Source organism: Rubrobacter sp. M3-4 (assembly GCF_059772285.1).
The window spans coordinates 89,605-110,436 of record NZ_JCBAJP010000002.1 but is presented as its reverse complement, the minus strand read 5'-3'; the positions used below and the strand labels follow the sequence as shown (position 1 = coordinate 110,436).

General features: G+C 68.0%; 17 protein-coding genes. 5 read left to right on the top strand and 12 right to left on the bottom strand.

Features of this window, described 5'->3' with window-relative positions; genetic code table 11:
- Nucleotides 1-25 precede the first annotated feature (25 nt).
- Entirely contained in the window at nucleotides 26-364 is a 339-nt protein-coding gene (locus AC6EKW_RS02795) for a 4a-hydroxytetrahydrobiopterin dehydratase (RefSeq protein ID WP_273886869.1), read from the top strand.
- Between the two features lie 58 nt (nucleotides 365-422).
- On the opposite strand, the gene AC6EKW_RS02790 is transcribed toward AC6EKW_RS02795, so the two are convergent.
- The 6 genes from AC6EKW_RS02790 to AC6EKW_RS02765 all read right to left on the bottom strand — a co-directional run bounded on the left by AC6EKW_RS02790 (nucleotide 423) and on the right by AC6EKW_RS02765 (nucleotide 8,112).
- Entirely contained in the window at nucleotides 423-998 is a 576-nt protein-coding gene (locus AC6EKW_RS02790) for a type 1 glutamine amidotransferase domain-containing protein (RefSeq protein WP_498513637.1), read from the bottom strand.
- A gap of 84 nt (nucleotides 999-1,082) precedes the next feature.
- Nucleotides 1,083-2,066 carry an aldo/keto reductase gene (locus AC6EKW_RS02785; protein WP_498513636.1) on the bottom strand — a complete coding sequence of 328 codons (984 nt, stop codon included), beginning with the start codon at nucleotides 2,064-2,066 and terminating at the stop codon, nucleotides 1,083-1,085.
- 86 nt (nucleotides 2,067-2,152) lie between these two features.
- The gene (locus tag AC6EKW_RS02780) at nucleotides 2,153-3,085 is read right to left on the bottom strand and encodes an aldo/keto reductase (RefSeq protein WP_498513635.1); all 933 of its coding nucleotides are present in this window, start codon (nucleotides 3,083-3,085) and stop codon (nucleotides 2,153-2,155) included.
- Nucleotides 3,082-4,047 carry an aldo/keto reductase gene (locus AC6EKW_RS02775; protein WP_498513634.1) on the bottom strand — a complete coding sequence of 322 codons (966 nt, stop codon included), beginning with the start codon at nucleotides 4,045-4,047 and terminating at the stop codon, nucleotides 3,082-3,084. Before AC6EKW_RS02775 ends, AC6EKW_RS02780 begins: the two co-directional genes overlap by 4 nt.
- Nucleotides 4,048-4,063: 16 nt before the next feature.
- Nucleotides 4,064-4,939: an aldo/keto reductase gene (locus tag AC6EKW_RS02770; protein WP_273886864.1), complete on the bottom strand. Its 876-nt coding sequence runs from the start codon at nucleotides 4,937-4,939 to the stop codon at nucleotides 4,064-4,066.
- Between the two features lie 38 nt (nucleotides 4,940-4,977).
- On the bottom strand, nucleotides 4,978-8,112 hold the full coding sequence (locus tag AC6EKW_RS02765) for an alpha-mannosidase (protein ID WP_498513633.1): 3,135 nt from the start codon (nucleotides 8,110-8,112) through the stop codon (nucleotides 4,978-4,980).
- Between the two features lie 129 nt (nucleotides 8,113-8,241).
- On the opposite strand from AC6EKW_RS02765, the gene AC6EKW_RS02760 reads away from it, so the two are divergent.
- The 3 genes from AC6EKW_RS02760 to AC6EKW_RS02750 all read left to right on the top strand — a co-directional run bounded on the left by AC6EKW_RS02760 (nucleotide 8,242) and on the right by AC6EKW_RS02750 (nucleotide 11,033).
- A complete protein-coding gene (locus AC6EKW_RS02760) occupies nucleotides 8,242-9,816 on the top strand; it encodes an acyl--CoA ligase family protein (RefSeq protein WP_273886862.1) in 1,575 nt (524 codons plus the stop codon).
- Between the two features lie 12 nt (nucleotides 9,817-9,828).
- Nucleotides 9,829-10,617: an enoyl-CoA hydratase gene (locus tag AC6EKW_RS02755; protein WP_498513632.1), complete on the top strand. Its 789-nt coding sequence runs from the start codon at nucleotides 9,829-9,831 to the stop codon at nucleotides 10,615-10,617.
- A gap of 92 nt (nucleotides 10,618-10,709) precedes the next feature.
- The gene (locus AC6EKW_RS02750) at nucleotides 10,710-11,033 is read left to right on the top strand and encodes an ATP-dependent Clp protease adaptor ClpS (RefSeq protein WP_273886860.1); all 324 of its coding nucleotides are present in this window, start codon (nucleotides 10,710-10,712) and stop codon (nucleotides 11,031-11,033) included.
- Between the two features lie 4 nt (nucleotides 11,034-11,037).
- Here the strand turns inward: AC6EKW_RS02750 and AC6EKW_RS02745 are convergent, their stop codons facing one another.
- Nucleotides 11,038-14,118 carry a PAS domain S-box protein gene (locus AC6EKW_RS02745; protein WP_498513745.1) on the bottom strand — a complete coding sequence of 1,027 codons (3,081 nt, stop codon included), beginning with the start codon at nucleotides 14,116-14,118 and terminating at the stop codon, nucleotides 11,038-11,040.
- On the opposite strand from AC6EKW_RS02745, the gene AC6EKW_RS02740 reads away from it, so the two are divergent.
- On the top strand, nucleotides 14,080-14,202 hold the full coding sequence (locus AC6EKW_RS02740) for a hypothetical protein (RefSeq protein ID WP_273887100.1): 123 nt from the start codon (nucleotides 14,080-14,082) through the stop codon (nucleotides 14,200-14,202). The two genes, AC6EKW_RS02745 and AC6EKW_RS02740, sit on opposite strands and share 39 nt — an antisense overlap.
- 232 nt (nucleotides 14,203-14,434) lie before the next feature.
- Here AC6EKW_RS02740 and AC6EKW_RS02735 read toward each other — a convergent pair whose 3' ends face one another.
- From AC6EKW_RS02735 to AC6EKW_RS02715, 5 genes are read right to left on the bottom strand one after another with little or no spacing between them, the layout of a single operon-like run.
- A complete protein-coding gene (locus AC6EKW_RS02735; protein WP_273886859.1) occupies nucleotides 14,435-15,613 on the bottom strand; it encodes an acetyl-CoA C-acyltransferase in 1,179 nt (392 codons plus the stop codon).
- A 10-nt stretch (nucleotides 15,614-15,623) separates the two neighbouring features.
- Nucleotides 15,624-17,990, bottom strand: a complete 2,367-nt coding sequence (locus tag AC6EKW_RS02730) for a 3-hydroxyacyl-CoA dehydrogenase/enoyl-CoA hydratase family protein (RefSeq protein WP_498513631.1) — start codon at nucleotides 17,988-17,990, stop codon at nucleotides 15,624-15,626.
- Nucleotides 17,987-18,493 (bottom strand): DUF4442 domain-containing protein, encoded by a 507-nt coding sequence (locus tag AC6EKW_RS02725; protein ID WP_498513630.1) that lies wholly within the window; start codon nucleotides 18,491-18,493, stop codon nucleotides 17,987-17,989. Before AC6EKW_RS02725 ends, AC6EKW_RS02730 begins: the two co-directional genes overlap by 4 nt.
- Entirely contained in the window at nucleotides 18,486-18,896 is a 411-nt protein-coding gene (locus AC6EKW_RS02720) for a PadR family transcriptional regulator (RefSeq protein WP_273842602.1), read from the bottom strand. The genes AC6EKW_RS02725 and AC6EKW_RS02720 overlap by 8 nt, the downstream gene beginning before the upstream one ends.
- 19 nt (nucleotides 18,897-18,915) lie before the next feature.
- Complete coding sequence (locus tag AC6EKW_RS02715; protein ID WP_498513629.1) at nucleotides 18,916-20,712, bottom strand: AMP-dependent synthetase/ligase; 1,797 nt, start codon at nucleotides 20,710-20,712, stop codon at nucleotides 18,916-18,918.
- Nucleotides 20,713-20,832 lie beyond the last annotated feature (120 nt).

Below are 20,832 nucleotides of genomic sequence, written 5' to 3'. Positions count from 1 at the left end.
GGAGCGAGCAAGAGGAGGTGCCGAGATGTCCGACCTCGCGAGCAAGACGTGCGTGCCCTGCAAGGGCGGGACCCCGCCGCTCAAAGGTAAGGAGCTCGAGGAGCTGGCCCGGCAGGTCCCGGAATGGGAGGTGGTAGATGAGCACCACCTGCGCCGGGAGTTTCGCTTCGAGGATTTCCAGCAGGCGCTCGAGTTCGTCAACCGTGTCGGCGAGCTGGCCGAGGAGCAGGGGCATCACCCGGACATAAGCTTCGGTTGGGGTCGGGTGGAACTCACCGTCTTCACGCACAAGATCGACGGGCTGACCGAGAGCGACTTCATCTTCGCCGCGAAGGTGGACCGGCTCCCCGGAGCTTCCTCGTAGCAGAATTAGAGGGGCTTCCATCCGGGAGCCCCTCGTCGCCCTCATCGGGTTTTACCCCTCAAACGCTCCGCGTCTGAGCCTCGTGCCGGCCTTCGGCGAACTCCTCGATGACCTTGGAGCAGAAGGCCTCGAGATCACCCGGATGGCGGCTGGTCACGAGCCCGCCGTCGGTGACGACCTCCTCGTCGACCCACTCGCCCCCGGCGTTGCGGATGTCCGTTTTGATGCTCCAGTAGGAGGTCAGCCTCCTGCCACGCACCACGTCGGCCTCGACCAGGGTCCAGGGACCGTGGCAGATCACCCCGACCGGCTTGCCCTGCTCGAAGAACGACCGCACGAAGCCGACCGCCTCCTCGTTTGCACGCAGCTGGTCGGCGCCGACGCAGCCGCCGGGGACGACGAGACCGTCGTAGTCCTCGGCGGAGACCTCGGAGAACGTCCTCTCGACCGTGAAGGTATCTCCGGGCTCGGTGTCGTGGTTCATCGTCTGAACGTCTCCGGTCTCGACGCCGACGACGTCGACGGACGCCCCGGCCTCCTCTAGTGCCCTCTTGGGCTCGGTGAACTCGACCTGCTCGGTACCCTTGGGCGCGAGCAGTATCGCGACCTTTTTGCCCCGAAGCTCTCCTGCCACCCTTATCAGCTCTCCTTCCGGGTTCGCCCGATCTACCAGAGAGAGCGTTACCCGCAGGGTGCGGCGGCTAAACAGAGACGCAGATTACCAGAGGTGGTGTACCTGCGGCCGGATGCTGCGGTCGTAGACCTCGCGGATGCGGTCCATCTCCTCGATGGAGAGCGGCGGCATCTCCGAAGCGGCGAGGTTCTCCTCGAGCTGGTCCGGGCGTTTGGCACCCGGAATGGCGCAGGAGACCTCGGGGTGCATAAGGATCCAGCGCAGCGCGAGCTGGGCCAGGGTGTATCCCTCGGGCACGAGCCCTTTGAGCTCCTCGGCGGCGGCGAGCCCGGTCTGGAAGTCCACCCCGGAGAAGGTCTCTCCACGATCGAAGGCCTGCCCCTCGCGGTTGAAGTTGCGGTGGTCGTCCGGGGAGAACTCCCTGTCCGGGCGCATCTTGCCGGAGAGGAGCCCGCTCGCGAGCGGCACGCGCGCGATCACCCCGACGTTCCGCTCGGAAGCGAGGGGGAAGAACTCCTCGGACGGCTTCTGGCGGAAGATGTTGAAGATGATCTGGACGGTCTTCACACCGGGGTAGTCGAGGGCTAGCTTAGCTTCCTCGACCTTCTCGACGCTCACCCCGTAGTTCTTGACCACCCCCTGCTCCACCAGGCGATCCAGCGCCTCGAAGGTCTCGTCCTGGGTGTATACGGCGGTCGGCGGGCAGTGCAGCTGCAGCAGATCGAGGGCCTCGACCCCCAGGTTCTTCAGGCTGCGCTCGGCGAAGCGGGCGAGGTTGTCGTAGGTGTAGCCTCCGGCGGTGTGTGGGTCGAGGCGCCGCCCGGCTTTGGTGGCGACGAAGATCTCCTCCTCGCGCTCCGCGAGGAGCCTGCCCAGAAGCCGCTCACTCCTGCCGTCGCCGTAGACGTCGGCGGTGTCGAAGAAGTTCACCCCGAGGTCCACCGCGCGGTTGAGGGTGGCGTAGGACTCCTCGTCGTCCACCTCTCCCCAGTCTCCCCCGAAGGCCCAGGTCCCGATGCTCACCTCCGAGACCCGCATTCCGGTCTTTCCAAGCTCACGATACCTCAAATCCGCACGTCCTTTCTCCCTCTAACACAACACGATCCAACCCCCGAAGAGGTTAACAGCGACAGAGGATGGTATCCAAGGCGAGATCAGAAGCCAGCGGCATCCTCCAGATCGTCCCAGAGTGCATCGGGGATGGGGGTGGCGGCGAGCTCGAGGGTGGCCCTGACGTGTTCGAGGCTGCTCACGCCGACGATGGTCGAGGCGATGCGGCTCTCGCGCAGGGAGAACTGGAGGGCTGCCGCGGCGAGCGGCACGCCGGCCTCGCGGCACACTTCGGCGATGCGCCGGGCGCGCTCGAGCAGCCGTGGCGGGGCTTCGGAGTAGGCGTAGCGGGGGTATTCCTCCGGGCCGCGGGCGAGGATACCCCCGCCGTAGGGCGCCGCGTTGAGGACGGCCACCCCATGCGAGGCCGCCACGTCCAGCAGAGGAGCCGCGCTCTGGTCGAGGAGGGTGTAGCGGTTGTGGGTTATGGCCAGCTCGAAGCAACCGGTCTCTACGTAGCGGATCATCATATCCACCGGCCCTCCAGCGACGCCGAGGTGCTCTATTACGCCTTCGTCCTTGAGTTCCATGAGGGTCTCGACCGGCCCTCCTTTCGCCATCGCCTCCTCGAAGGTGGTGTGCTCGGGGTCGTGGAGGTGGACGATCTGCAGCCTGTTCAGGCCGAGGAGCCTGAGGCTGCGCTCGACGGAGCGGCGCATCTGCTCCCCCGAGAACTCCCCCGTGGAGAGGTCGCGGTCGGCCTTGGTCGAGAGGACGAAACCCTCCGGGAGACCACCGCGCTCCTTCAGGGCGAGCCCGATGCGCCGCTCGCTCTCCCCGTCGCCGTAGGAGGCCGCGGTGTCGATGAAGTTGACGGGGCCGCGGAAGATCTCGCGCAGCGTGGCGAGCGCCTGCTCTTCGGATACACCGTATCCGAAGGTCTCGGGCATGCTCCCTAAAGGAGCGCAGCCGTAGCAGAGAGGGGTGACGCGCAGGCCCGTCCGACCCAGCTCGCGCGGCCGCAGGGCGCCGCTCAAGGGTTCTCCTTCAGGAAAGACTCTATGCGGGAGAGGTCCTCGTCCGTAAGCGTGAGATCCGCCGCGCCGACCACGCCGTCCACCTGCTCCGGGCGGCGTCCGCCGACGATGGCCGCCGTGACCGCCGGGTGGCGCAGCGTCCAGGCGATGGCGACCTCGGCCGGAGAGTACCCCCCGTGGTCTGCGCCGATCTCGCGCAGCAGTTCCACCAGCGCCAGGTTGCGCGAGAGGCGCGGTTCGTTGAAATCGGGGGCGCGCTTGCGCCAGTCGTCGTCGGGCATGTTCTCGACGCGCTCGCGGGTCATCCGGCCCGAGAGGAGACCGCTCGCCATCGGGGAGTAGACGATCACGCCGATGCCGTGATCGCGACAGTACGGCAGGATCTCATCCTCTATCCCGCGGCGGATGATCGAGTAGGGCGGCTGCAACGTCTCGATGGGGGCTATCTTCTGGCAGCGCTCCATCTGGGAGACGTCGAAGTTCGAGACCCCGATGTGGAGGACCTTGCCCTCCTCCTTCAGCTCGGCCATCGCCTCCCAGCCTTCCTCGATGTCCTCTTCGGGCTCGGGCCAGTGGATCTGGTAGAGATCGATCGCGTCCACCCCGAGACGCCTCAGGCTGTCCTCGCACTCCCGCTTTATGGAGTCCTTCTTCAGGCTGCCGTAGACGTTGCCCCTCTCGTCCCAGCGCCGCTCGCACTTGGTGAAGACGTAGGGCCTCTCGGACTCGGGGATGTCCTTGAGGGCGCGGGCGACGAGCTCTTCGGAGTGGCCGAGGCCGTAGACGGCGGCGGTGTCGATCCAGTTGATCCCCAGTTCGACGGCGCGCCTTATCGCCCCGATAGCCTCCCCATCGTCCTGGGGCCCCCAGGCGGCCGCCCACCCGCTCCCGCCGATGGCCCAGCTCCCGAAGCCTATGGGGGTTATCTGCATACCGGTCCTGCCGAAAGCACGTTTCTCCAAAATCACCTCCAAACCTCTAGATCGGCATCTCGATGAACGGCGAGGAGTAGTCCGGGGCCCGCAGAAGGACGTCCTCCGCGTCCATCCGGCTCATCCTCTCACGCTCGGCGGCTATCATCTTCGGTACGAGCCGCACGTCCCCGGCCATCGCTATCCCTGTGATCTCCTCGTGTGAGAGCACCCACGAGACGGCCGCGTCCACGTGACACTGCTCGTCGAAAGGCTCGTACCAGGTCGCGTAGCGCTGCCCTTCCAGCGGACGGTCACCCTGCCAGTTGCGCCGCGCGATCGTCTTTATCGTCATCAGGGCGGCGTCCTGCCGCCTCGCCTCGGACACGAGCGCTTCGAAGTCGCGGCGGAAGCCATCCTCGGTGAAGAGAATGTAGTTCCAGGGTGTGAGCACCGTCTCGAACGGGAACCGCCTGAGCGCCTCCAGGTGGGTCGCCGGGGCACCGTTGCCGTGACCGGTGATGCCGATCGCGCCGACGATCCCCTGCTCGCGTGCCTCCACCGCGGCTTCGAGCGCTCCTCCCGAACCGGTGACCCGGTCGAGGTCCTCCAGGTCACCTACGGCGTGCAGCTGGATCAGGTCTATCCTCTCCGTCCGCAGCCGGTCGAGCGAGGCGTGGATGTCGCGCCAGGCCCCGTCGCGGTCGCGGGCCTCGATCTTGGTGGAGAGGAAGATGCGGTCGCGGATCTCGGGCATCCAGCGTCCGTAGTGGAGCTCCGAGTCGCCGTAGTCGGGGGCGGTGTCGAAGTGGTTCACCCCGGACTCGAGGGCGAGCGCGATCGAACGGTCCGCCTCGTCGGGGTCGACGCGTGAGAGCGCCGCTCCCCCGTAGATGAGGACCGAGTTCATCCTGCCGAGTCTGCCGAGCCTCCGGTACTCCATCCTGAAAACCCCTTCCCTCGTGTGGTCCGCGGGGTATCTTACTCCTTCGACAGCCCGATGCGCAGCGTCACCACCTCGAAAGGCCGGACAGAGAAGCGCACCGCATCCCCTCTCACATCCAGCTCCTCCCCGGGCTCCTCAAGCAGGTTCGCCCGCCGCACCCTCTCGACCGGGACCCCGAAGCGCAGAGCGCACTCCCCCCTCGCCCCGTGCGGCTCGTAGAGCCTCAAGATCAGCTCCTCCCCGTCCCCGGCGAGCTTCAGGCTCCCCAGGGCGAGCTCCACGCCCTCGACGCCGCAAAACGAGAAAGCATCCGGCAACCCTCCACCACCGGAGACGACGAAAGAAGGGCTGTTGAGCCAGAGCGCCTCCCGCACCACCCCGGACTCCGTCCAATCCCCCCGGTGCGGCAGGAGAGAGAAGGTGAAGCGGTGGCGGCCCTCGTCCGCGAGCGGGTCGGGGAACAAGGGGCCGCGCAGCAGGCTGATCCCGAGCACGTTACCCTCGGCGCTGTGGCCGTAGCGCCCGTCGTTGAGCAGCGCCACCCCGTAGCCTGGCTCGGAGAGGTCCGCGAAGCGGTGCGCCGAGACCTCGAAGCGCGCCGCGTCCCACGAGGTGTTGCGGTGGGTCGGACGGTGGTGCGCGCCGAACATCGTCTCGAAGGTCGCCTCGTGGCTGCGGACCCTCAACGGGAAGAGCGAGCGCAGCAGCACCCGCCGCTCGTGCCACTCGACCTCCGTCACGACGTCTAAACGCCGCGATCCCGCGAGGAGCCGGTAGGTCTGCACGATGCGTGAGCTCCGGAAGCGGCGCCGCACCCGCACCGAACCCCGCAGGGGCCCCTCCTCGACGACCTCGATCCCCTCGACCCCGCCGACCTCCTCCCCCTCACGCCCGTAGTCCTCGTCTACGTCCCACGCCTCCCACTCGCGCGGCTCGTCGGTGTAGGCCCAGAGCTGGTTGCCCCGCCCGTCGAGCACCTCCCGCCCGACCTTCCGGTCGAAGACCCGCCAGAGCGTGCCGTCGGTCCCTACCTCGGCCCGGATGATCTCGTTCTCGAGCACGAACCGCCCGTCCTCCTCCGAGGCCCGGACGGTCGTAGAGGGCTTTCGGAAACCCGCCCCGCCGCGGCGCAGCGTGACCCATCCGAGCGGCGGCACGAGCCGCTCCGGGTCGCAGACCAGCACCCCCTCCTCCACCCGCTGGGTGGGCAGGGGCTCCCCTTCCAGCTCGACGCCCTCGTCGAGATCCGGGACCACGACCGAGAGAGGACGGGGCCACACCGAGGCGTTCACGACCCTCGAGGTCCCGTCCCCCGCCGGACCGCCGAGCGCACCGTCGCGTACCTCCTTTGCGGTCTTCACCACCCCCTCGAGCTGCGGCACGGCCTCATCGTAGACCTCGTGGATCGAAGAACCCGGCAGGATGTCGTGGAACTGGTTGAGCAGGAGGGTCTTCCAGGCCCGCTCCAGCTCTCGCGCGGGGTACTTCTCCCGCCCCAGCGCGTGTGCCACGGCGCGCAGAGCCTCGGCCTCCACGAGCCGGTGCTCGGCCTCGCGGTTGAGCTTCTTGATCCGACCCTGCGTGGTGAGCGTCCCCCGGTGCAGCTCCAGGTAGAGCTCCCCGACCCACCTCGGGAGCCCCTCGCGCGGCAGCGAGGCGAAGAAATCCTCCACGCGGGTCATCCTCAGGCGTGGAAGGGCGGGGAATTCCTTCAGGCGGGCGTAGTTCTCGAGCATCTCCTCGCTCGGCCCCCCGCCGCCGTCGCCCCATCCGAACGAGAAGAGGCTCTCCGGATGGTACCGCTTGCCCCGGAAGTTGCGCCAGGTCCCGAGCAGATCGTGCGGGGTGACGTTTCCGTTGTAGTCCTGGCCGGGGTTGTCGAAGTGGTGGGCGAGGACCGTCGTTCCGTCGAGCCCTTCCCAGAGGAAGAGGTCGTGCGGGAAGCGATCGGCCTCGTTCCAGTTGAGCTTGTAGGTGAAGAAGCCCTCGATGCCGGCTCCTTTAAGGATCTGGGGCAGCGCGGGGGAGAACCCGAAGGCATCGGGGAGCCAGGCCACCTTCGAGCGCACGCCGAATCTCTCCTCGAAGTAGCGCTGCCCGTAGAGGAGCTGGCGCACCATCGACTCGCCGCCCGGTATCTGGCAGTCGTTCTCCACCCACGAGCCGCCAACCGGCTCCCAGCGTCCCTCCGCGACCCGCTCCCTGACCCGCTCGAAGAGCTCGGGGTCGTCCTCCTCGATCCAGGCGTAGAGCTGCGCCGAGGACTGGTTGAAGGTGAACTCCGGGTAGCGATCCATCAGCGAGAGGACGCTCGCGAACGTCCGGCGCCCCTTGCGCCGCGCCTCCGCCACCGGCCAGAGCCAGGCCAGGTCCAGGTGAGCGTGTCCCGTCAGCGCCAGGCGCCCGGCCGGCGGGTGCCCGGCCTCGATCTCTTCGATCCTCTTCGCCAGGAGCCTCCGCGCCCGGCGTACGGCCTGCCGCGCCTCCGGCGGGAGCGGGGTGACACTCCCTGGATCCTCCGGCAGGCTCCACGGGAGCCTCTCCCCGGCGGAGGAGTACCTCCTGAGGTGACGCGGAAGGAAGACGTCCGTCGCCGTGGGCCAGCTCCCGGCGAGAGAGGCGAACGCCTCCTCCGCCGCGTCCAGAAGCAGCGGCACCGCGTCGTGCTCCCCGAGCTGCCTCGCCGCTTCCAGCGAGACCCAGAGGTCCCGCTCGAGGCCCCGCACCTCCCTCTCGGGCACCACGAGCGCGGCGCGTTCGATCCTGGGCTCCGGAACCATCTCGCCCCAGACGCCGTGCGGGACGACCTCGGCCTCGATCTCTATCCTCTCTCCGCCGCGAGCTTCATCGGTCACCCGGAAGCTCGTGTGGTACGGGTTCAGGCCACCGCTCGCGCCGGTCGAGAGCCGCACGAACCCCTCTCCCCCGAGCCACAGCTCGACCTCGACCGGCTCCCCGACCCACTCCAGCGGCACCTCCACCTCGGACGAGAGGCTTACCGGAAGCGCGACCTCCGGCCAGAAATCCCCGAGGCTCACCTTCTCGATCCTGCCGTTCCCGGTAGAAAAACGCCAGACCTCGATGTTCCGCTCCCTCGCGTTGCGCCAGAGGCGAAGTTCCCCCGCGCGGCGGTGCAGCCTCCCGAGCCGGCGCTCGTCCTCTTCTCTCAAGACCTCACCCTTTCCTCCGGTAACGCACACCAGGACAAGATAACCCACGAGATAGAGATCCGCGGAGTGCGGATGAATTCGGGCGAGCATATACTGTGAGCCGAGAAGAGTTGGGGAAAGGAAACGTTCATGCCTCAGGAGAAGGTCTACCGCAGCGAGCTCACGCCGGTGAGCTTCCTCAGGAGGAGCGCCGCCCTGTTCCCGGAGAAGACCGCCGTGGTGCACGGAGAGCGCCGGTACACCTACCGCGAGTTCGGGGAGAGGGTAGACAGGCTCGCCTCCCGGCTGCGCCGGGAGCTCTCCAGGGGCGACCGGGTCGCCTTCCTGTGCCCGAACATCCCCGCGCTGCTCGAGGCGCATTTCGCCGTGCCGCTCTCGGGGTGCGTGCTGGTCGCGATAAACACCCGCCTCTCCAAGGGCGAAGTCGGCTACATCCTCGAGCACTCGGGGGCGAGGGTCGTCTTCTACGACGCGGATCTGGAGGGGCTCCTCGCAGAGGCGGGCGGGATAGAACGCGTGCGCGTGGAAGACACCGGGGGGCCGGAGGACCCCTACGAGGAGTACCTCTCGGCGGGCTCGCCGGAGCCCCTGCAGCCGGTGCTGGAGGACGAGGAGGAGACCATCTCGATAAACTACACCTCCGGCACCACCGGGAGGCCCAAGGGAGTGATGTACACCCACCGCGGGGCGTACCTGTGTGCTCTGGGGAACGTCATCGAAGCCGGGATGGGCTACGATACCCGCTACCTCTGGACGCTCCCGATGTTCCACTGCAACGGCTGGACCTTTCCCTGGGCCGTCACGGCGGCGGGAGGCATCCACGTGTGCCTGCGGAGGGTCGACCCCGAGAAGATCTGGGACCTCTTCGACGAGGAAGGGATAACCCACTACTGCGGCGCGCCGACCGTCCAGATAGGGATAGCCAACCACGAGAAGGCCCACCGCCTCGATAAGCCGGTCCGGACGGTCGTCGCGGGAGCCCCGCCCTCTCCGACCCTCATAGAGAGCCTGGAGAACATCAACATCCAGCCGCTGCACGTCTACGGCCTCACCGAGACCTACGGTCCGATCACGGCGTGCGTGCGGCAGGATGGGTGGGAAGATCTCACCACCGAAGAGCGGGCCCGTCTCGTCGCCCGCCAGGGGCAGGGATACGTGACCTCCGAGGAGGTGCGGGTCGTCGACGAGAAGATGAACGACGTCCCGCGCGACGGGGAGACGATGGGCGAGGTCGTGATGCGCGGCAACATGGTCATGAAAGGCTACTTCAGGGACGAGGCGGCCACCGGAGAAGCCTTCCGGGGCGGGTGGTTCCACTCCGGGGACGTGGCGGTGTGGCACCCGGACGGCTACGTCGAGATAAGGGACAGGAGCAAGGATGTGATCATCTCCGGCGGCGAGAACATCTCGACGATCGAGGTCGAGCAGGCCGTCGTGAGCCACCCGGCCGTGCTCGAGTGTGCGGTCGTCGCGATCCCGGACGAGAGGTGGGGCGAGCGACCGAAGGCGTTCGTGACGCTCAAGAAGGGCAGAGAGGCCACACAAGAGGAGATCATCGAGCATTGCCGGGGGCGTATCGCCCGCTTCAAGGCTCCCGCGAAGGTCGAGTTCGTCGAGGAGCTGCCGAAGACGTCCACCGGCAAGGTGCAGAAGTTCGTCCTGCGCGAGAAGGAGTGGACCGGCAGGGAGAAGCTCGTCAACTGAGGAGGTAGAGAGATGCTCGGCGAGAGGACCTACGAGAACATCCTGTACGAGCGCGAGGGAGACATCGCCCTCGTCACGATGAACCGCCCCGAGAAGCGCAACGCCCTCTCCATGGCGCACATGCGCGAGCTCACCGACTGCTTCCGCAGGATAGGCGAGGAGCGCGAGGCGCAGATCGTCATCCTCGCGGCCAACGGCCCGGCGTTCTGCTCCGGTCACGACCTCTCAGAGATGATCGGACGCACCCCGGAAGATTACCGGCGCATCTTCGAAGTCTGCACCGAGCTGATGATGACGATCCGCTCCATCCCCCAGCCGGTCATAGCCCGGGTACACGCGACCGCGACCGCCGCCGGCTGCCAGCTCGTCGCGACCTGCGACCTGGTCGTCGCCTCCGAGGAGGCCCGCTTCGCCACCCCGGGGGTGAAGATAGGGCTCTTCTGCTCGACCCCGATGGTCGCGCTCTCCCGCTCCGTAGGGCAGAAGAAGGCGATGGAGATGCTGCTCACGGGAGATTTCGTCCCGGCCGAGGAGGCGAGAGAAGCCGGGCTCGTGAGCAGGGTCGTCCCGGCGGAGAGGCTCGAGGAGGAGACCCGCGCGCTGGCGGAGAGGATCATCGAGGCGAGCCCGCTCGTCGTGGGGCTCGGCAAGCAGGCGTTCTACCGGCAGCTCGAGATGCCAACCGAGCAGGCCTACGCCTACACGAAGGAGGTGATGTCCTTCAACGCCACCTTCGAGGACGCCCAGGAGGGTATGTGCGCCTTCCTTCAGAAGCGCCGTCCGGAGTGGAAGGGCCGCTAGAGCCAGCCCTGCACGGACACCCCTGGCCAGAGCGCCTACAGGGCATTAAGATACGTCGCTGGAGTCGTAAGCCACGCAAAGCATGGTGCGCGATGACGAATACGACCACGAAACCGGCAGAGAAGGAGCAGAGCAAGACCCGCGGGATGCCCCCGTACAACGTGGTCCTGCTGGATGACGACGAGCACAGCTACGAGTACGTGATCACGATGCTCGGGGCCATCTTCGGCTACCCGCCGCAGAAGGGGTACGCGCTCGCCAGGGAGGTGGACACCGCCGGGCGGGTCGTGGTGGCGACGACGAACCTCGAGCAGGCGGAGCTGAGGCGGGACCAGATCCAGAGCTTCGGCCCCGATCCGCGCATCCCGCGCTGCAAAGGCTCGATGTCCGCGGTGGTGGAACCCGCCACGCGGTAGTCCCTCACCAGCGGGGACCCGACCGCAGCAGCTCCTCCGCTCCGGCGGCAGAGAGGAGCCCGGAGAAATAACCGCCGCGGGCGAGGTCGCACCCGGCCTCACGCAATCCTTCGAGCCGGGCGGCGCTCTCGACCCCGTCGGCCAGCACCAGAAGGCGGGCCGCGTGCGCCGCGCGTACGACGCCGGAGAAGAACCCTCCGGCCTCTTCCAGCCCCTCCAGGCGCGCCGCGCCGATGACGAGCTGCTCGGCGGGGAAAGGCTCCGGAGCGTCCCCCAGGTCCAGGCTGTCCACCGCGACCCGGGCCCCGCACTCCCTCAGACGACGGACCGCCTCCACGCCCTCCGGATCTTCCCGTACCGCCGCGCTCCCGGAGAGCTCGATCACCAGCCCGCCGGGCCCCGGCCCCTCCTCCCGCAGGATCTCCACACCATCCCGGACCAGCCCGGGATGGCGCAGGAAGCGCGCCGGGAAACAGATGTGCAGGGGGATCGGATCTCCGCGGCGGGTCCCGGCCCATCCTCTCACCCGTCGGCAGGACTCGCGCAGCATCCAGCGGCCGAGCTCGACGATCAGCCCGCTCTCCTCAGCGGAGGAGGTGAAAGCCTCGGGGCCCAGCACCCCCCGTTCCCGGCTACGCCAGCACAGGATCGCCTGCATCCCGCCGATCGATCCCCCCTTCAGTTCGACCACCGGCCGGTAGCAGACCTCGAACTCCCCCCGTTCGAGCGCCCGCCGGAGGTCGCGTCCGGCCCCGGGACGCGTCGCCGGACGCCCCTCCTCCGGCTCCGCCCCGAACACCTGGTGTCCGGCCTTCCCGCGAGCCTTCGCCCGGTACATGGCCATGTCCGCCTGCCGCAGGAGCTCCAGCGGCTCCTGCCCGGCGACCCCGGTCGCTATCCCGACGCTCACCCTCACCGGCCATCTCAGCCCGCCCAGCTGGATCGGGGTCCCGAAGCCCTCCTCTATGCGCCGGGCCACCCCGACCGCCTCCTCCTCATCGGCCTGCTCGAGCAGCACCGCGAACTCGTCGCCTCCCAGACGGGCGATCAGGTCCCGCGGTCTCAGCCGGGACCGGAGCCGCTCGGCGACCAGCTCGAGCGCTCTGTCTCCCCAGTCGTGCCCGAGCGAGTCGTTTATGACCTTGAAGTCGTCGAGGTCCATGAAAAGCACCGCCACCCGGGAACCATCGCTCCCGGAGCGGGAGAGAGCCCGCCGTAGCCGGTCGATGAAGAGCGCCCGGTTCGCGAGCCCCGTCAGCGGGTCGTGGAACGCCTGGTAACGCAGGCGTTCCTCGAGCTTCCTGCGTTCGCTCATGTCCTTGACCACCGCGAGCGTGCCGACGATCCGACCGGAGGAGCCGCGATAGGGACCGGCGCTCACCTCGACCCACAGGTACGAGCCGTCCTTGCGGCGCATCCTGATCTCGTACCGCTCCGAGACGCCCTGCATCCGACGCTGGTTGCGCTGGAGCATCGTCTTCTCATGCCCGGGGTCGAGCAGGAGCTCGTAGGCTTTGCGGCCGAGGATCTCCTCCTGCTCGTAACCGCTCAGCTCGGAGAGCCGTGGGTTGGCGTAGAGGATCACGTCGTCGGCGTCGGTGATGATGAGCCCCTCGTCCATGCTCTCGACCACGGCGCGGAACCGCTCCTCGCTCTCCCGGAGGGCCTCCTCGGCCCGCTTGCGGTCGGTTATGTCGAGCAGGATGCCCTGCCAGAGCCGACCGCCCACTCCGTCGTCCTCCAGCCGCACCGCCTTGTCCAGGACCCACACCACCGAGCCGTCCCTGGCGATGAGCCGGTACTCCTCGCTGAACGGCTCCCCGGTCCTCTTCGAGTAATCGTCGGCGGCGAGCACTCTCTCCCGGTCCTCCGGGTGCAGCCTCTCCCGCCAGAGGTCCCGGTTCGGGTCCAGCCACTCCTCGACGGTGTAACCGGTGAGGTCCTCTATCTGCGGGCTCGTGTACTCGGCGATGTTGGCGGCCGATCGTACCTCCTGGTCGCGGTCTATGTAGGTCACCGCCGGGATCTGCTCTATGAGCGTGCGGTAGCGGGACTCGGTCTCCCTGAGGAGGAGCTGGTTCTTGCGCAGCTCCTCCTCCATCCGCTTCCGGGCGGTCACGTCGTGGAACTGGGTGACGAAGTACAGCGGCTCACCGCCATCTCCCCGCACGAGCGCAGCGTCGGAGATCGCCCAGATGACCTCCCCGTCCTTGCGCACGTAGCGCTTCTCGAGGAGTAGCCGCTCCGGCCCGCCCTCCTCCAGCATCCTGCGAGCCCTCTTCCGGCTCTCCTCCAGATCGTCGGGGTGGGTGAACTCGAAGGATCTCCTCCCGACGATCTCCTCCTCTTCGTAGCCGAGCATCTCGCACAGCGCCCGGTTGACCCTGAGATAACGGTTGTCCAGCCCGACGATCGCCATCCCGCTGGAGGAGTTCTCGAACGCCCCCCGGAAACGGGCCTCGGCCTCCTCGTGCCCGGTGATATCCCGGATGACGCCCGTGAAGATGGTCTCCTCACCGTCGTCGGCCACCCCGATGCTCAGGCTCACCGGGAACTCTTCACCATTTTTGCGCCGCCCGAGGAGCTCGAAGGAGCCCCGGCCCACCATGCGGGGCTCCCTGGTCCTCAGGTAGCGCGCGAACCCCTCCCTGTACGCCCGGCGGAAGCGCTCGGGGATGAGAATCTCCAGCGGCCGACCGACGACCTCCCCGGCTTCGTAACCGAAGATCCTCTCCGCCACCCGGTTGAAGAGGCGGACGATGCCGTCCTTGCCCACGACGACCACGGCGCCCGGCACGGCGTCGAGCACGGAGCGGGTGATCGTCTCCTCTCTCCCCGGCTCCCGTTGCGGTGCTCCAGCGGGGGCGCGCAGCGTCAGGGCCAGACCCTCCATCCCCCCGCGCAGGGAGCTCACCGCGACCTCGAAGCCCGGCCACGAGCCGTCGGAGCGGCGCAGTCGGAGCCTCCGGACGCCCCCCGGGTACCCGGAACCGTCGAGCATCTCCCGCACCGAGGCCGCATCCTCGGGGTGGACCATCTCCCGCAGATGCCGTCCCACCGTCTCGTCCGGCCTCCACCCGAGCAGGCCGCCGGCGGAGAGGCTCTGCGCGAGGATCTGCCCGGCGGGAGAGAGAAGAACGACGGCGCCTGCATCGCCGGGCACGGGTGAGGTATGGCCCGATGAGTTCCTTCTCCCCCCAGCCCCCAACAAGGATTCTTATTCCCTCACGCCCTCATCACCGAGGATACTCGACTTGCACCGCCATGCTTCATGTACTCTCCGGCCACAACCGGAGTCCTGCGGGCATTCTAGATCACTTCCGGGGCCGCCGCGACCCCGGCAGGAGGCGAAGGGGCGGGGAGTTCTCCCCGCCCCGCAGAGAAAACCGACTGCCGGACCGCTACTGCAGGTTCTCGAAGACGCCCGCGGCGCCCATCCCGCCGCCGATGCACATCGTGACCATCCCGTAGCGCGAGCCCCGCCGCTTCATCTCGTGGATGAGCTGGATGGTGAGCTTGGTGCCGGTCGCACCCATCGGGTGGCCGAGCGCTATCGCCCCACCGTTGACGTTGGTCTTCTCCAGATCCAGGCCGACCTCCCGGATGACGGCGAGCGCCTGCGCCGCGAAGGCCTCGTTGAACTCGATGAGGTCTATCTGATCGAGCGAGAGCCCGACCTGTTTCAAGACCTTCGGGATCGCGACCGTGGGGCCTATGCCCATCACCTCCGGTCTCACCCCGCCGACGGCGAACCCGAGGAAGCGAGCCAGGGGCTCGAGGCCCCGCCGCTCGGCCTCCTCCCGCTCCATGACGACGACCGCCGCCGCGCCATCGCTCCGCTGCGAGGAGTTACCGGCCGTGACGGTCCCGCCCTGCTGGAAGACGGGCTTCAGCTTCGCGAGCGCCTCGGCGGAGGTGTCCCGGCGCGGCCCCTCGTCACGCCTGAAGGTCGTCTTGTGGTGGCGCACCTCCCCGTCGTCGTCGACCCAGCTGAAGGAGACCTCGAGCGGTACGATCTCCTCGTCGAAGAGCCCGGAGTCGACGGCCTTCGCGGCGAGCGTGTGGCTCCTGAGGGCGAACTCGTCCTGATCCTCCCGGGAGACGCCGAACTCCCTGGCGACCTGCTCGGCGGTGAGGCCCATCCCCATGTAGACGGCCGGGTTCGTCTCGACCAGCGCCGGGTTGGGGGCGAAGTTCGGCATCTCCAGCGTCGAGGACATGTGCTCGACCCCGCCCGCGACGATCGTCGTGGCATGTCCGACCATGATCCTCTCAGCCGCGATCGCGATGGTCTGCAGCCCCGAGGAGCAGAAGCGGTTGACGGTCTGCGCCGGCACGCTCTCCGGCAGGCCGGCGCGCATCGCCGCGAGCCGCGCGATGTTGTACCCCTGCGTCCCCTCGGGCATCGCGCAGCCGTAGATCACGTCCTCTATCTCCTGCGGGTCGAGCCCTTCCGCCCGGTCCACGGCCGCGCGTATCGGCGCGGCCGCGAGATCGACCGGGTGCATCTCCCTGAGCGTCCCCCGCGGCGCCCGGCCGACCGCCGTGCGCGCCCCGGAGACGATGACCGCTTCCTTCATCCTCCACCTCCTAGTTTCGGACCGGCTTCCCGGTCTTCAGCAACCCCGCTATCCGCTCCTGCGTCTTCTCGTTCCCGAGCAGATCGAGGAAAGCCTCTTTCTCCAGCGAGAGTATGTACTCCTCGGTGACCCACTGCGGGCCGGTGATGTCCCCGCCGGTCATCACCCACGCGAGCCTGGAGGCTATGACGCCGTCGTACTCGGTCGCGTAGCGGCCCCACTGCATGGTGCGCACCGCGAGCTCGAGCGCGGCGCGGGCGGCGGGCCCGGCGGCGTAGACGCTCTTCTCGCGAACGGGAGGAACGTATCCGTCGGCGAGCTCGAGCGCCTCCCTTTTGGCCGCGTGGACGAGATGGTCCGCGTTCATCACGACGCGGTCGTCTTCATCGAGGAAGCCGAGCTCGCGCGCCTCGAGCGCGCTGGTCGAGGCCTTCGCCGTCGCCATCGTCTCGAACGCCCGCTGCAGATAAGGCAGCGGCGGTACGGAGGACGAGGTGATCTCGCGCGAGACGAGCCTCCTGACCATCTCCTTGGTCCCGCCCCCGGCCGGGATGAGGCCGACCCCGGCCTCCACCAGGCCCATGTACGTCTCGCCCGCGGCGACGACGCGGTCGGAGTGCAGGCAGATCTCGGCCCCCCCGCCGAGCGTCTGCCCGTGCGGGGCGGCGACGACGGGCTTCGGGGCGAAGCGGAAGCCCATGAGCAGCCCGTGCAGTGCGTCGATGCTCCGCCCCACCTCCTCCAGCGCGCCGTTCTTCACGGCGTGGGCGATCTCGCCCAGGTTCGCCCCGACGCAGAAGTTGCGCGCCTCGCTGGCGATGACTAGCGCCCCCCAGCGCTCGCTCTCGAGCTCCTCGAGCGCCCGGTAGCCCATCTCCACCACCTTCTGGTCGATGGCGCTCGCCGGGGAGTGGATCTCGTAGCAGAGCACCCCGTCCCCGAGGTCGAGCAGGCTCGCCGAGTCGTTGCGCGCGATCTCCCCGCCCTCCTCGCGCAGGGCACCGAGCGATATCTTCAGCGGGTCCTCGCGCACCGGCTCGTAGCGCTTCGAGAGCGGGCTGTACTGCAGCTCCTTCGTGCCCTCCTTCCTGTAGAAGCTCTCGTTGCCGGAGGAGAGCATCTCCTCGACCCAGCCCGCGACCTCGATGCCGAGCGATCGCATCCGCTCTGCGGTCTCCCTGACGCCGAGGAGGTCCCACGTCCGGAAAGGCCCGGCCTCGTGTCCGAAGCCCCACTCCATCGCGTGGTCCACGTCCTCGAGGGTGTCCGAGATCTCGGGCACCCGCCGCGAGGCGTAGGCGAGGTCGGGAAGGATCGTGTCGCGCAGCATGCGGGCGTGGCGATCCTCGTCGGCCTTCCGCATGATGAAGCGCAGCCTCGCCCCGAGATCCCCCTGCTTCCACGCCTCCTCCGCGAGCGGCACCTCCGGGTTCTTCGGCGGTTCGTACTCGAAGGTCTCGAGGTTCAGGACGTCGAATACGGTCTTCCCGTCGCGCTTCGTCCTCCTGTAGAACCCCCCGCCGGTCTTGATGCCGAGCAGGCCCCTCTCCTGCATCTCCTTGAGAAGCGGCGGGACTTTGAGCTGCTCGCGCGACTCGTCCTCCGGGACGAGCTCGTAGAGGTTCTCCGCTACCCCGACCGCGATGTCCAGCCCCACCTGGTCCATCAGCCGGAAGGTCGCGGTCCTGGGGCGTCCGATCAGGGGACCGGTCAGCGCGTCGACCTCCTCGATCCCGAAGCCGTTCTCGAGGAAGTAGCGGATCGAATTCATCCCCGAGAAGCTGCCGAGCCGGTTGCCGATGAAGTTGGGGGTGTCCTTGGCGATCACACCGCCCTTGCCGAGAACGCGCCCCCCGAAGGTGCGCACCTCCTCGACGAGCGCGGGGTCGGTGTCTCCGGTCGGGATGATCTCGAGCAGCTTCAGGTAGCGCGGCGGGTTGAAGAAGTGGGTCCCGAGGAAGCGCCTCCTGAAGCTCTCGCTGCGGCCCCCGGCGATCTTGTGCAGCGGTATCCCGGAGGTGTTCGAGGAGAGGACGGCCCTCTCCGGCGCCAGCTTCTCGACCCTCGCCCACAGCTTTTGCTTGGGCTCGAGCCTCTCCACTATCGCCTCGACCACCCAGTCGGCCTCGGAGAGGCGCCCGAGGTCGTCCTCGAAGTTCCCGAGGCGGATGCGCTCCGCGACCCGCCCGCTCATGAGCGCCGCGGGCCGTGCCTTCCTCATCCGCTCGAAACCGGCCTTCACGACAGCGTTCCTGTCCTCGCCTTCCGCGGCGATGTCGAGCAGGTCGACCTCGAGCCCGGCGTTCGCGCAGTGGGCGGCAATCGCCGCACCCATCGTCCCGGCCCCGAGCACCGCTACCCTGCGTATGTGTCTCATCTGCCTCCTCCTGGCTGATCCTGCGACCGATCCCCTGCGGAGACCGGCTTCTTCCTCACGTAGACGGTCTTCTCCACCCGGGCGTGCACCCCCCCGGCGGCATCCCTCAGCTCCACGGGGTACGTCCGCTCCACCGGCGCCCCGCCCTCCGCGGCCCTCCGGACGGCTTCGACCTCCTCCCCGCTCAGCCGGAAGCGGGCGTAGAGCGTCTCCCGGCCGGGCTTCTCGTAGAGGACCTTCGCCGCCCGGTCCCAGACTATGTACCCGCTGCCGAGGTTTTTGATGAGCATCAGCGCGTAGAAGGGGTCCACCGCGGCGTAGATGCTGCCGCCGAAGATCGTGCCGAAGTAGTTGCGCGTGCGCCATCCGAGCGGCAGCCGGATCTCGACCTCCCGCCAGTCGCCGGAGATGCGCACGACCCTGCCTCCCGTCCCCCGGTAGGCGGGGTAGAAGTTCATCCCGATTCTGAAGAGCCGGCTCGCGAGCGACTCCGGTTCAGCCATAGATCTCCTCGTGCAGCCGCTGCGCCACCTCTATGACCCGCAGCAGATGCTCCTCGAAGCGCTCTTTTATCTCGGCGTACTTCTGCTCCCCCCTCGGGGTGATCGTGTAGAAGCGCCGGCTGCGGGTCTCGGGTTTCTCCCACTCCCCAACGATGTACCCCTTCTCCTCCAGACGCCGCAGGAGCGGGTAGACGGTGTTCGGCGAGACGCTCATCGACCCACCGGAGAGCTCCTTTATCTGCTGGATGATGCTGTTGCCGTACTCGGGCTTCCTGCGGACGAAGTGCAGGATGAGAAGCGGGAAGATGCTGCGGGTCTTGACCTCGCTGAGCAGTATGTCCCGCGGGCTCGCCGGGGCCTTCCCGGCTCTCTTCCCGCTCCCCGTGGTGGTCGTATCGGGCATCCTCCCCCTTCCTCGGAGCCTACGACTGGTAGAGGCTCTCTATCTCCCTCGCGTAGCGCTCGCGCACCACGTGCATCCTGACCTTGAGCGTCGGGGTGAGCTCCCCCTCCTCGACCGAGAGCTCGCGCGGCAACAGCGCGAACTTCTTGGGCCGCTCGTAGGGGGCGAACCGGCGGCAGGCCTCCTCGATCTCCCGCCCGACGATCTCCCGGCAGCGCTCGTCCTGCGCGAGTCTTTCCCCGCCGTCGTCCACGCCGAGCGTCCGGCGCACGGCGTCGTAGTCGGGGACGACGAGCGCCGCGACGTATTTCCTACCGTCCCCGAGTAGCACGGCCTGCAAAACGTGGGGCTGCGCGGCGATCGCCGCCTCGACCGGCTCCGGGGCGACGTTCTTCCCCGTGGAGAGCACGAGGATGTGCTTGAGCCGCCCGGTGACTCTGAGGTGACCCTCCGCGTCGAACTCTCCCATGTCCCCGGTCCGGAACCACCCGTCTTCGGTGAACGCTTCGCGGGTGGCCTCCTCGTCGTCGAGGTAGCCGCCCGTAACCCCGGGACCTTTCACCTGTATCTCCCCTTCCTCCGAGATCCTGACGGAGGTGCCGAAGATGGGCCGCCCGACGGTCCCGAAGCGCGGGACCGGAAGCCGGTTGCAGCAGATGACGGGCGAGGTCTCGGTGAGACCGTACCCCTCTACTATCCTCACCCCGCAGGCGTAGAAGAACTCGCCGACTTCCTGCTCGAGCTTGGCCCCGCCGGAGACGAAGCAGCGCACCCTGCCACCGGTGGCCTCGCGCACCCGGCGGTAGACGAGCTTATCGTAGAGCGCGAGCCGGGCCCTGAGCAGAGCCCCCGGCTCCCGCCCCTCTCTCTCGAGGCGGTACTTCTCCCTGCCGGCTTCGACCGCCCGCTCGAAGAGGGCCCTGCGCAGCGGCCCGCCCGATTCTCCCTGCTCGCGCACCCGCTCGTACATCTTCTCGTAGAGCCGGGGCACGCAGAGCATAAGGGTGGGCCTCACCTCGCGCAGGTTCTCCGGGATCTTCTCCATCGACTCGGCGTAGTAGGTGGTCGCGCCGACGTACAGCGAGAGGAACTGGCTGCAGGTGCGCTCGAAGACGTGCGAGAGCGGCAGAAACGAGAGGAAGACGTCCTCGCGCACGACCGGGAGCGCATCCCGGATCCCCTCCAGGTTGGAGAGGATGTTGCCGTGGGTGAGAACGGCCCCCTTCTGCCGCCCGGTGGTCCCGGAGGTGTAGATCACCGTCGCCACGTCCTCCCGACGCAGAGAGCGCCAGCCCTCCTCCCAGGCATCCCCGAGCGGCTCCTCTTCCCCGAGCGCCTCGACCTCCCCGAAGGAGAGCACCCCAGTACTCCCCTCCATCGAGACGAGGTGCGAAAGGCCCTCCCCAGCCTCCCTCACCTTGCGCAGCAGCTCCTCCCCCTCGACGATCGCCACGCCCGCACCCGAATGCCCGAGGATGTACCCGATCTGCTCTTCCTCCAGCGTCGGGTAGACCGGCACCACGACGCCCCCGAGGCTCTGCACGGCGAGGTCACCGATCGGCCACTCCGGACGGTTGCCCGAGACGATCGCGACCCTCGACCCCCTCCCGACCCCGAGCCGGGCGAGACCCGAGGCGAAGCGCTCCACCCGCCGCCAGAAATCCCCGTAGCTCAGAGGACGCCACTCTTCCCCCTCCCTGCGCACGAACGCAGCCTTCTCCGGATCCGTCACCGTCCTCTCATACAGCGTCTCGACCAGCGCCGGTCTCTTCTCGCCCCCGACGTAGGTCGTGCCAGCCTCCTGCTCCTTCTGCATGTGACAACCTCTCCCTGACCCTGTAGAATGTTGTCATAGATGATAATAACACGTATGATAGTTTCAAGGAACCCTGCTGGTCTGCGGGGGCGTGGTAGAGTGATCTGTCGACGAGAGAGG